General features: G+C 65.0%; 11 protein-coding genes. 2 read left to right on the top strand and 9 right to left on the bottom strand.

Features of this window, described 5'->3' with window-relative positions; genetic code table 11:
• Nucleotides 1-12 precede the first annotated feature (12 nt).
• The 3 genes from fabZ to HNQ08_RS12005 form a co-directional block, all read right to left on the bottom strand.
• A complete protein-coding gene (gene fabZ / locus HNQ08_RS12015) occupies nt 13-441 on the bottom strand; it encodes a 3-hydroxyacyl-ACP dehydratase FabZ (RefSeq protein WP_184132105.1) in 429 nt (142 codons plus the stop codon).
• An 80-nt stretch (nt 442-521) separates the two neighbouring features.
• Nucleotides 522-1,562 (bottom strand): rod shape-determining protein, encoded by a 1,041-nt coding sequence (gene mreB / locus HNQ08_RS12010; RefSeq protein WP_184132102.1) that lies wholly within the window; start codon nt 1,560-1,562, stop codon nt 522-524.
• Between the two features lie 141 nt (nt 1,563-1,703).
• Nucleotides 1,704-3,536, bottom strand: coding sequence for a S9 family peptidase (locus tag HNQ08_RS12005; RefSeq protein WP_184132099.1), 1,833 nt, complete (start codon nt 3,534-3,536; stop codon nt 1,704-1,706).
• A gap of 134 nt (nt 3,537-3,670) precedes the next feature.
• Here HNQ08_RS12005 and HNQ08_RS12000 point away from each other — a divergent pair, with 134 nt between their 5' ends.
• Nucleotides 3,671-5,191, top strand: coding sequence for a carboxypeptidase M32 (locus HNQ08_RS12000; protein ID WP_184132096.1), 1,521 nt, complete (start codon nt 3,671-3,673; stop codon nt 5,189-5,191).
• A gap of 83 nt (nt 5,192-5,274) precedes the next feature.
• On the opposite strand, the gene HNQ08_RS11995 is transcribed toward HNQ08_RS12000, so the two are convergent.
• From HNQ08_RS11995 to HNQ08_RS11975, 5 genes are all read right to left on the bottom strand, one after another.
• The gene (locus HNQ08_RS11995) at nt 5,275-5,790 is read right to left on the bottom strand and encodes an RNA 2'-phosphotransferase (protein ID WP_184132093.1); all 516 of its coding nucleotides are present in this window, start codon (nt 5,788-5,790) and stop codon (nt 5,275-5,277) included.
• A gap of 142 nt (nt 5,791-5,932) precedes the next feature.
• Nucleotides 5,933-6,823 (bottom strand): carbohydrate ABC transporter permease, encoded by an 891-nt coding sequence (locus HNQ08_RS11990; protein ID WP_184132090.1) that lies wholly within the window; start codon nt 6,821-6,823, stop codon nt 5,933-5,935.
• Complete coding sequence (locus tag HNQ08_RS11985; protein ID WP_229789908.1) at nt 6,813-7,745, bottom strand: carbohydrate ABC transporter permease; 933 nt, start codon at nt 7,743-7,745, stop codon at nt 6,813-6,815. The genes HNQ08_RS11990 and HNQ08_RS11985 overlap by 11 nt, the downstream gene beginning before the upstream one ends.
• Before the next feature lie 168 nt (nt 7,746-7,913).
• Nucleotides 7,914-9,185, bottom strand: coding sequence for an ABC transporter substrate-binding protein (locus HNQ08_RS11980; RefSeq protein WP_229789910.1), 1,272 nt, complete (start codon nt 9,183-9,185; stop codon nt 7,914-7,916).
• 85 nt (nt 9,186-9,270) lie between these two features.
• Entirely contained in the window at nt 9,271-9,951 is a 681-nt protein-coding gene (locus HNQ08_RS11975) for a glycerophosphodiester phosphodiesterase (protein WP_184132084.1), read from the bottom strand.
• A gap of 86 nt (nt 9,952-10,037) precedes the next feature.
• On the opposite strand from HNQ08_RS11975, the gene HNQ08_RS11970 reads away from it, so the two are divergent.
• Nucleotides 10,038-10,874, top strand: coding sequence for a MerR family transcriptional regulator (locus HNQ08_RS11970; RefSeq protein WP_184132081.1), 837 nt, complete (start codon nt 10,038-10,040; stop codon nt 10,872-10,874).
• 78 nt (nt 10,875-10,952) lie between these two features.
• Here the strand turns inward: HNQ08_RS11970 and HNQ08_RS11965 are convergent, their stop codons facing one another.
• Nucleotides 10,953-11,591 carry a phospholipase A2 gene (locus tag HNQ08_RS11965; RefSeq protein ID WP_184132079.1) on the bottom strand — a complete coding sequence of 213 codons (639 nt, stop codon included), beginning with the start codon at nt 11,589-11,591 and terminating at the stop codon, nt 10,953-10,955.
• Nucleotides 11,592-11,647: the final 56 nt, after the last annotated feature.

Raw genomic sequence — 11,647 nt, 5'->3', positions numbered from 1 at the left:
CCACTACCCCATTCACCCCTTGCCCACCGCGAACAGGATCGTAGCCTCCGCCGCCAGTTGGCCGTCAACCTCGGCGCGGCAGGTGGTCTTGCCCAGGCCCCGGCGCATGAATTCCAGCCTGGCATGTAGGTGCAGCGTGTCGCCGGGCACCACCTTGCGCTTGAAGCGTGCGCCGTCGATGCCCGCCAGATAACCGATGGTGCCGGGCTCCAGAGACTCGTGCATGCAAAAGAAACTGGCCTGCGCCAGCGCCTCGATGATCAGCACGCCGGGCATCACGGGTTCGGTCGGAAAGTGGCCGGTAAAAAAGGGCTCGTTCACGCTCACGTTCTTGATGGCGTGGACCTCACCGTTCTCGACGCTCAGCACGCGGTCCACCAGCAGGAAGGGGAAGCGGTGCGGCAGGGTCTTCATGACCTCTTGAATCAGGATGGGTTGCATGGGTCCTCCTTGATGGGAATGGCCGCTGGTGGGGCAGAGGCAGCTGGTGTGTCACACGCCCCTTCCCCTGGCCCCACGCTTTAGCGGCGCAGGTAGTAGTCGCTGGACACCAGGCTATCGCCCAGGACCGAGAGCATATCCAGCGCCATGCCGGTGCCGACAGCCACCGCTTCCACAGCGTTCTCGGCCACGGACACGGGGATACCGGTGGTCTGACGCAGCAACTCGTCGAAGTTGCGCAGCAGGCTGCCGCCGCCGGTCATCACGATGCCCCGGTCGATGATGTCGCTGACCAGTTCGGGCGGGGTAATTTCCAGCACGCGCTTGACGCCCTCTACGATGCGGGTCACGGGTTCGGCCAGGGCTTCGACCACGTCGCGGCTGTCCAGACTGATGGTGCGGGGCAGGCCGTTAATCAGGTCACGCCCACGCACCTCGGCCACCAGGTTCTCGGAGTCGTCCACCAGCATGGCAGCGCCCACCTTGACCTTGATCTCCTCGGCGGTGCGCTCGCCGATCAGCACGTTTTCCTTGCGGCGCACGTAGCGGATGATGCTCTCGTCGAATTCGTTGCCCGCCACGCGCATGGACTCGCTGACCACGATGCCGCCCAGCGAGATCACGGCCACGTCGCTGCTGCCCCCGCCGATGTCCACCACCATGCTGCCCAGCGGCTCGGTGATCTTGAGGCCCGCGCCGATGGCTGCCGCCAGCGGTTCCTCGATCAGGAAGGCCCGCTTGGCGTTGGCGTTCAGGGCCGCACGCAGCACCGCCCGGCGTTCCACATCGCTGACATTGCTGGGCACGCCCACCATCAGTTGCGGTTTGAAACCGAACAGCCGCCCGGCATTGCCCTGTACCTTCGCCATGAACATGGAGATCATCTTCTCGGTCAGGCCCTCGTCGGCGATCACGCCGTCCTTGATGGGCCGCACCGCCACAATGCCGCCCGGCGTGCGCCCGATCATGCGGTACGCTTCCTCACCCACTGCCCGGACCTGCTTGCTGTCGCGGGTCATGGCGATCACGCTGGGTTCCTGCAACACCAGCCCCCGGCTCTTGGTGTAGATCAGGAACGTCGCCGTTCCCAGGTCGATTCCAATGTCTTCTGACAGCCTCACACTCCATCCTCCGGTCAAAACGCACTGATCGTAGCACGGGCTCCGGGCGCTTCCAGGCCCGGTTCTATGAGGGTCTCACGGGAGGACGAGGAGGGCAGAGCGGTCAGGCCAACCCCACTGTTCTGAAATCTGCCGTCCCCGCTACAGCCGCCGCTCCAGGTAATCGGCCATCAGACGGTAGCTGCGGGTCTTGCCGGCAATATCGCCCGCGCCGTGGCCCTCGTCACCAAATTCGACGTACTCGAAATCCCGGCCCTCCTGACGCCCGTTCGCCAGCAGCGCGTCGCGAAAGCCCCTGGCCTGATTGACCGGGCAGCGCGGATCGTTGGTGCCGTGCATCATGAACAGGTGCGCCTTCAGATCGGCGGCGTGGGTGACGGCGCTGCGGTCCCGCCACAGCGCGGCGTTTTCCACCGGATCGCCCATCATGGTGCGGAAGTAATAGCCCAGTTGCGGCATCACGCGGCTGTTGTCCTGGTACAGCTGGTGCAGGTCAGTGATGCCCACAATGGGGACCCCCACCTTGAACAGCTCCGGCTGCCGCACCACGGCCATATAACTGAGGTAGCCGCCGTAACTGCCGCCGAAGATGCCCAGCCGTGCGCCATCGACTTCCGGCAGGGACCTCAGGTACTCGGCGCCAGCGGCGATGTCGCTCAGATCGCGCCCGCCCCAGTCCAGCAGGTTGGCGTCGCGCCACGTCACGCCGTAGCCGGTGCTGCCGCGCACGTTGGGACACAGCACCAGATAGCCGCGGTCCGCCAGAAACTGCGCCTGCGCGTCGAAGCCCCGGAAGAACTGCGCGGTGGGGCCGCCGTGCGCGTGGATCAGGGCAGGATACCTTCTGCCCTCTTCCAGTTCGCGCGGGCGGTAGAGGATGGCCGGAACCTTCAGTCCGTCCGACGTGGGGTAGTGGACATACTCGCCCGGCACGAAGTCCGCAGGATCGACGTCGCCGTATTCGGCGTCCAGCAGCACCTCGGTGGTGTCGTCCGCGAGGTTGTACAGCAGCACCTGTGGGCGGGTGGTGGCCGTCACGTAACTGAACAGCAGGTGGTGGCCGCCGTGCGCGAACTCGGTGCCCACCGCCAGACCGGGCGGCAGCTTCAGCTCACGCGCCTGTCCGGTCGCAGTGTCGTACAGCAGCGGAGTCAGGGTGCTGTCCACGTTGCGGATCACGCTCAGCCAGCGCCCGTCGGGGGAAAAGTGCCCGGCATATTCCTCGATGCGCTCATCGGCGGGGGTCAGCCACTGCACGTCGCCGGTTTCCAGGGTGAGCAGGCCCACGCGGCGGTGGCCGTCCGCGTCGCTGCTGGCGGCCACGCGCCGGCCGTCCGGGTGCCACTCGCCCACACTGTCCTGGCTGCCCTCGCGCACGCGCAGCACGCGGCGCAGGCTGGAGCCGTCGGCCTTCAGCACGTAGCCGTCGGTGTTCCGCAGATCGCTGCTCTCGTTGGAGGTCAGCGTCAGGTACGTGCCGTCGGGACTCCAGGCGGCGGCCTGGGTGGCATTGGGGAGTTCGGTCAGGGCAGTCCAGGGCTCCTCGCCGTCTTTTTCGAGGTCATAGACATGCACGTTCATCTGCCCTCCGCGCGTGCTGTTGACCAGCAGCCGCGTGCCGTCCGGGTGGGCGGCCAGGGCGTAATCCATGCTCTGCGGCGCGTGCTGGAGAGCTTCAACCTCGCCAGACGCCAGATTCAGGTCGAACAGCGCCTGCCGCTCGTCGCCGTTGTGATCGCGGCTGAAGAAAATGCGCGTGTCGTCCGCCGACCATGTGAAGCCCGCCCGCACGGCTTTGGGGGCCTGCCCATCCGTCAGCTGACGGCGCTCGCGGGTGTTCAGGTTCAGCACGTACAGCTCGAAACGCCCGCTCCAGTCGGCGTAGAAGGCCACCTGTTCGCCGCTGTGAGCAACGTTGAGCGTCGAAACCGTCGGCAGGGCCGCCAGGGCCTCCAGGGAGATGCGTTGTGACATGGACAAAGTGTTCCACACCGCGCCAGGACCGGGCGTGGAACTGGCCTGAAATACGAGGTAGGCCAATCGGCCTAGCCTGCCGCCTGGGGTGTTTTCCAGTCCCTTGTCCACGCATCTGCGCTAGCCTCGCCAGCATGACCTCCGAGACGCAGCTCCCCGATCCGCTGTGGAATGACCTCAAGGCCCGCTGGCAGGAACTGGCCGATCTGGGCGGTATCGGCTCGTTGCTGGGCTGGGACCAGAGCACCTATCTGCCTGCTGGAGCGGCGGCGGGGCGCTCGCGTCAGCAGGCGCTGCTCTCGCGCATGGCCCACGCCCGCGCCACCGACGCCGGGTACGGACGTCTGCTGGACGCCGCGCAGAGCCGCACGGACCTCTCGCCCGCACAGACGCGCACGGTGGCCCTAGCCCGGAAGAACTTCGAGGAGGCCACCCGCCTCCCCGCCGATTTTGTGGCCGCCTGGAGCCAGCACGGCGGTGACAGCTACAGCGCCTGGACGACGGCCCGTCCCGACAACGACTTCGCGCGGATGGTGCCGTTCCTGGAAAAGTCGCTGGAGTTCAGTCTTCAGGCGGCCAGCTACTTTCCTGAATTCGGCGATCCGATGGACTACTTTATCGACCAGTCCGATGAGGGCATGACGGCGCAGGGGGTAGGAGACGTGTTCAGCAAATTGCGGGAGGCGCTCGTGCCGCTGGCCGACGCCGTGACCCTGGCCGGGCCGCCCCGCACCGATTTCCTGAGCCGCCATTACCCCACCGCCACCCAGTTGAGCCTCGGCGAGTCGGTGATTCGCGATTACGGCTACGACTTCACCCGGGGCCGCCAGGACCTGACCCATCATCCCTTTATGACCCGGCTGGGCGGCCACGACGTGCGAATCACCACCCGCGTCAAGGCGGGCGACCCCACCGAGGCGCTGTACTCCACCCTGCACGAGGCCGGACACGCGCTGTACGAGCAGGGCGTCCTGGACGAGTACCTGGGCACGCCTCTCGGCGGCGGCGTCAGCGCTGGGGTGCATGAGAGTCAGTCGCGGCTGTGGGAAAACCAGGTGGGCCGCAGCCGTGCTTTCTGGGCGGCCTACTTCGGCAAGTTCCGCGACACCTTTCCCGAGCAGCTCGCGGACGTGTCCGAGGACGAGATGTACCGCGCAGTCAACACGGTCGCCCGCAGCCTGATCCGGACCGACGCCGACGAGCTGACCTACAACCTGCACGTCATCACCCGCTACGAGCTGGAGCGCCAGCTTCTGGGCGGACAGCTGGCGCTCCGTGACCTGAACGATGCCTGGCACGCCGCCTACGAGCAGAATCTGGGCCTGCGCGCGCCGAGTGACGTGGACGGGGCCTTGCAGGACGTTCACTGGTACTTTGGCAGCATCGGCGGAGCGTTTCAGGGCTATACCCTGGGCAACGTTCTGAGCGCGCAGTTCTACTCCGCCGCAGAGAAGGCCAACCCGGGTCTGGAAAACGACATCGCGCGCGCTGACTTTTCCCGCCTGCACGGCTGGCTGCGCGAGAACGTCTACGCGCCGGGGGGGCGCTACACACCCGCCGAACTGGTGGAGCGGGCCACCGGACAGGCCATGACGGTGGAACCGTACCTGAACTACCTGAGGGAAAAATACGGCGAGTTGTATGGCGTGAACTGACCTCCCAGAAACGCCCAACCAGCCCTCTCCCCACGGAGAGGGTGGTTTCTTCCTAGGCGCTCCGAATGGTGGGGGAGAGACCTCTACGGAAAGTCCAGAAACTCCGCAGGCACGGCCTCCACCAGCCATACCCCATTTTCTGACCTGTAAAAGAGGTGGCCTGCCGCGTGCATCTGCTGCGCCCGCACTGTCAGAACCACGGCCGCGCCGCGCCGCGCCCCCACCTTCCCCGCTGTCCCGGTATCCGGCGAAAGGTGAACGTGGTGGCGTTTCATGGTCCGCAATCCCTCACGGCGGATGGCGGGCAAGGCGCCAGCGAAGGTGCCGTGATACAGCACAGGCGGCGGCGGCTGGGGGGTCAGTTCCAGATCGACGGGGACGCTATGGCCCTGGTTGGCACGGATGCGGTCACCGTCGAGTGAAAATCTCTGCTTGTCGGAAGCCGCCACCACCCGCTCCACCTGCTCCTGGGTCACGTTCAGATGCGCCAGCAACGGCCCGAGCGGCACCCAGCCGCCGGGTTGCAGGGTCAGGCCCGCCTCGTGTGGCGCGTGCCTGAGCAGGTAGGACATCAGGTGGGAAAGTTGTTTCTCGGTCATGCGCTCATTGTGGACGGCGGGCGTTGCAAGGAAATCCGCCGGGTGGACAGCCGCGTCAGGCCAGATGGCCAATCCCTTTCACCCCATCAAAAAGCCCTCTCCGTCACGGGAGAGGGCTGGGCTTGAGAGTCTGAACTTGCGCCTACTTGTCCTCGCTGAGGGCAAAGCCTCGGCTGAACTGTTCCTGCAACAGCGTGAAGACGATCAGCGGCGGCAGCATGGTGATGATCGCCCCGGCCATCACTGCGCCCCAGTCGGTCTGGCCGCCCACTTCGATCAGTTTCCGCAGGCCCACCTGCACCACCTGTTTCTCGTCCTGCTGCACGATCACCAGCGGCCAGATGTACTGATCCCAGGCATACACAAACTGGATGACGGCAAGCGCCCCGATGGTGTTCCAGCTCATCGGGATCAGGATGCGCGTCAGGTAGCGCAGTGGTCCGCAGCCGTCGATGCGCGCGGCGTCGGCCAGGCTGGTGGGAATGTTCAGGAAGTGTTGCCGGAACAGAAAGGTGCCGGTGGCACTGGCCAGGAACGGCACGATGATGGCCGCGAAGGTGTTGGCCCACTTCAGATCGCGGCTGACCAGATCGAACAGAGCGATGATCAGCACCTCGGTGGGTAGCATCAGCGACAACAGGACCAGCGTGAAGGCCGCGCTCTTCAGGGGAAAGCGGAAGTACACGAAGGCCAGGGCGGCCAACAGGGCCAGAATCGTCTTCCCGGTGGTTACGCAGATGGCGACAATGGTGCTGTTGAGCATGTAGCGCCCCAGCTTGGCGTCCACCCAGATGCTGCTCAGGTTGTCCATGAACGACGTTCCAGGCAGCATGTTGGGGCTGATGACCTGACTGGACGCCTGCGTGGCCTTGATCAGCGCGAAGATCAGCGGCGTGCTGATGATGATCACGGCCACGATCAGCGCCAGATGCGTGGGCCAGCTCGGTCCCCGGCGGCCCGGTCCACGTCCACCCCTCTTGCCCGCTTGCGGCGAAAGCGTATCGGTCTTAACGACCCCAGTGTTACCCACCATAGTGCACCCGCCTTTCGCCCACTTTGAACTGCATGAAGGTGATGAACGCCACCAGCACCAGCATCAGCGCGGCCTGCGCGGCGGCCACTCCGCTCTTGAAGTTCACGAAGCCGTCCTGGTACAGCTGATACACCAGAAACGTGGTGATGCCCGCGTTGTGGAAGTACGGTCCGCCGCGCGTCAGGATGTCGGTCAGCGCAAAGGAATCGAACAGGGCTGAGATGATGTTGGTGAATACCAGAAAGAAGGTGATGGGGGTCAGCAGCGGAAAGGCCACCCGCCAGAACACCTGTGCGGGCGTCGCGCCGTCGATCTCGGCCGCCTCCATGACGTCTCCTGGCAGGTTTTGAATGCTGGCCAGGTAGAACACGATGTTGTACGCCAGCCCCTTCCAGATCGCCGCCACCACCACCAGTCCGAAGGCCAGAATGGGATCGTCCAGCCAGCGCGGCTTGATGCTGAACAGGCTGCCCAGGAGCTGGTTGACCACGCCGATTTCCGGATTGAACATGAACAGCCACAGCGTCCCGGCAATCGCCGGACTCAGGGCGTAGGGGTAGATCAGCAGCAGGCGGTAATACTTGGACCCGCGAATCGGGCGGCTCGCCAGCCATGCCAGCCCCAGCGAGAACAGCAGTCCCAGGGTTACGGTCAGCACCATGAAGATCAGCGTTTGCAGAGCGACTTGTCGATACGCCGGACTGAGCAGCAACTCGGTGACGTTCTGGAGGCCCACGAAGCGTTCGGTGCCTAGGATCAGGTTGGCCTTGAAAGCCGCCAGCCGCAGCGTTTGCAACGCCGGCAGGTAGATGAAGACAGCCAGAATCAGCAGGCTGGGCAGCAGGAAAAACCAGGGCATGGCCGCGCCCCGGAAGACCGCATTGGCCTCAGTGTTGGCGGTGGTTTGGGCGGGTTTCAGCAAGAGTGGAACCTCCTTGGGTTCGTGCGGTGGAGCGCGGTAACAGGGATTGAGGGTTTAATTTAGTCCCTTTTGGAAGGGCGGTGCCAGGATTCGGCCTCGCATCACGTTGTCCGGCTCAAAAAAACCGCCCTGAGCCCAGGGCGGGCAGGGCGGCTGATCAGGAATGGTTTACTTGAAGTTGGCGTTGTACTCGGCCAGGGCGGCGTCGGCGCGGGACTTGGTTTCCTTGAGGGCAGCGTCCACCGACGCGCCGCTCAGCACTTTCTGCACGCCTTCCTCGATGATCTTGCGGGTCTGGATGGCCGCGCCGTTCAGGCCGCCAGCGGTGGCGGGGCTGGGCACGGTCTTGGTCAGCTGGTTGAAGGCCACGAGCTGCAGCGGCGTCTGGGTAAACCAGCCCTGCTTGCGCAGCAGATCGATGCTGCTCTGGCGCACCGGGTAGTAGCCGGTCAGTTTGTGCCAGTCGGCCATGTTCTTGGTGTTGGTCATGAACAGCGCAAAGTCCAGCGCGCCCTCGGCCTGCGCCTTGCTGATGTTCTTGGGAATCCACAGGCTGGCCCCGCCGATCACCACGCCGTTGCGCTTGCTGCCCGACGGAATGGGCAGCACGCCGATGCCCATCTGGAAGCCGGCCTTCTTGGCCGCCTCACCGTTGTTGCCGATGTCGGCCGTCGAGGTGATGTGGAAGACCACCTTCTGGTTGGTGAAGATGGCGTCGCTGCCATCCCAGTCCTCCAGCTTGCCGGTGTAGGTGTAGTAGTTGTTGTCGTGCAGGGTCTTGAAGAACGAGAAGATCTTCTTGGCGGCGGCGCTGTCCAGGTTGGTGCTGGTGGCACGGCCCTTGCGCCCGTTGTCATTGTTCAGCAGCGTCGCGCCCTGTTCAGCCATCCACTGCTCGATGAACCAGCCGTTCAGGCTCATGCCGAAGCAGGTCGCGCCGATCTTGGCAGCCTCGATCTTCTTGCAGGCGGCCAGCAGACCGTCGAAAGTGGTGGGCGGCTGATTGGGATTCAGCCCCGCCTTCTTCATCAGGTCCTTGTTGTAGTACAGCACCGGCGAGGAGGAGTTAAACGGCAGGCTGTTGACTTTGCCGCCAATCGTGTAGTAGTTGATCACGGGCTTGATGTAGTCGCCGAAATCCACGTTCTTGACGCTGCTGACCGGCTGGAACACGCCGCTGTCCAGCGCGAGCTGGCTGCCCACCTCAAAAATCTGCACCAGCGCCGGCGGCTTGCCCTGACGCGCGGCCAGAATGGTGGCCTGCAGGCTGTCGTTGTAGCTGCCCTTGTAGGTGGGCACGACCTTGATGCCGGGGTTGGCCTTGTTGAAGTCCTCGGCCAGACCCTTGATCCAGTCGGTACGCTTGGCGTCACCAAAGGAGTGCCAGAACTCGACGGTGGTTTGTGCCGTGGCCGTACCCATCAGAGCCAGCGTCAACATTATTTTTCTCATGGACCTAAATTAGGCGCTACCCATCATGGCCTTGTCAAGCCGCTCCGCGTGACCAGTGGTCCCGGACGGCAGCTCAGCGTGAGACGAGCAGCACCTCCGGCAGGTCACCGATCAGCGCCGCCACCCCCAGTGCCTGCAAGCGGATGACCTCGGCGGGATTGTTAACCGTCCAGGTGTTGACCCGCCAGCCTCCGGCCCGCGCCTGGGCCATCAGGTCAGCGTCGATCAGCGTGTGGTGCGGGTGCGCGGCGGCGGCCCCCAGCCCGCGCAACACCAGCGGCACGAGGTCCAACGGCCCGAAGGTGTAAGTGCGGTGATACAGGAAGCCCCGCTCGATTTCCGGCGCGTGCCTGCGGGCGGCGGCCAGCAGGAGGGGATTGAAGCTGCTGACGATCACCCCCTGACCCAGGCCGTGCGCGCGGATGGCGTCCAGGGTACGGGCCACCCGGTCATCCGGCCACGCCTGCTCGTATTTGATCTCCACGTTCAGGTACGCGCCGGTGTCCGCGGCCCAGCTCAACACCTTCTCCAGCGTGGGGACGTCCTCAGGCAGTTCGGCGGCCACCAGTTCCGGCAGGGCGCGGCCATCTTTCAAGGCGGGGTCGTGGTGGATGACCAGCGTGCCGTCCTTCAGGCGCCGCACGTCCAGCTCCACGCCGTCCAGACCGGCGTCCAGGGCGGCCTGAAACCCTCGCATGGTGTTTTCCAGATGCAGTCGTGGCGTTCCCCGGTGGCCTAAAAGCAGCGGCGTCATGCTGGACAGACTAGCCCCCAGCACCCTCTCTTGACTCGGCCCCAGGGGCAGCCCCCATGCTGGGGGCACCTCCGGAGGCCAGTGCCATGACCACAACTCCAGCCATGACCATCAGCGCCTTTGCCAGCGCCTCGCGCCTGAGCCTTAAAGCCCTGCGTCTGTACGACGAACTTGGCCTGTTGCCGCCCGAACGGGTGGATGAGAGCAGCGGCTACCGCTATTACTCGGCCCGGCAACTGCCGCAGGCTCGTCTGATCGGCCTGCTGCGACAGCTCGGGCTGTCCCTGAACGACATTCGCACCGTGCTAGAGGCCCAACAGGGGCAGCAGATCGAGCTGATCTGGGGCCACTGGACACAGGCCGAGGCCCAGCACACGCGGCAGCGTGACCTGGCCCGCTACATCCTCCGCAGTCTCAAAGGAGAACCCAGCATGACCCAGCACTTCCATGTCCAGCAGCGCTTCGTTCCTGCCCAGCAGGTCGCCACCGTGACCCGGCGCCTGCGGGTGGATGAACTTTCCTCCTACATCGAGCGGCAACTGAAAGAGCTGCCCCAGCAGATCATGGCGGAGGGGGCGAGCGTGGAGGGCGTTCCCTTCGTCGTCTATCACGGCCAGGTCAACGCCGACAACGACGGCCCGGTGGAGGTCTGCGTGCCCTACGGCGGTCCCCTGAGGCCCACGGGTGGCCTGACCCTGCGTGAGGAACCCGCCCACCATGAAGCCTTCGTCACCCTGAGCAAAGCGCAATTCGACTTTCCTGGCATTCTGGACGCCTATGACGCCACCAGCGCTTACGCTGGAGCACACGGCGCATGCGGCGCGCTCAGTCCACGCGAGATCTATCCGCACGATTGGGACGGCCTGGAAGACAATGATCTGGCCGGGGACGTAGCGTGGCCGTTCGTGCCGCCGGAGCGTTGAGCCGACCCCTGGCCTGAGGAAAGGACACTGCCCACGCAGAACGACGTGGGCAGTGTCCTTCAGCCAGATTTCTTCAGCTCAGAAGCTGTCGCTGCCGCCGATCCTGACCGCCTCGTAGTACGCGAAGGCGGCGCTGTAGCAGGCCGGGCGCTTGTACCAGCTCTTGGCCGCGCAGATGGCCTTCATATTGGTGTAGAACGCGCTGTCGGTGGTGCTGCGGTTGCTGTCGGTGCGCTGGTAGACCTTCAGATTGCGGTAACCGAAGTCGTGGACGTTGCAGGCGGGCCGGAAGTCCTCACGGTAGCCCAGCCCCAGGCCCGAGGGGGCGCTGCAGCCGTCGCGGCTCCAGTCCAGCCCGGCATACGGAAGACCTGTGCCCGCGTAGGCCGCGTACTGGCTGTTGTAGTTGCCCACACTGCCCCAGCCGGTGCGTTTGATGTACGCCAGCCGGTCACTCGCCACGTCCAGGCCCGTAATGGCCGGAACCGTGGGTAGGCTCAGGTCGGTGGGCCGCTCGCCGTAGGCTTCCTGCAAGGCTTCCAATAGGCCAGGATCGTTGCCGTACCTCTGCAGAATGGCCTGGCTGCCCGCGTCCTGCAACTCGGGGCGCTCAGCGTAGGCGTCGACACCGGCAGACGTGGCAGGACCGGGCGTGGTCTGGCCACAGGCCATCAGCGTGAGGGACAGCAGGGCGGCAGGCAGCAACAGTGAACGCATGGGGATCTCCTGGGACGGGGGAGGGCAAGGCTGCGGCAGGACGGAGGTCTGACAGA

It is taken from the genome of Deinococcus humi (assembly GCF_014201875.1).
GTDB classification, from domain to species: Bacteria; Deinococcota; Deinococci; order Deinococcales; family Deinococcaceae; genus Deinococcus; species Deinococcus humi.
Note: the sequence above shows the minus strand (reverse complement) of the source record. Positions and strands in the feature narration are given on the sequence as shown.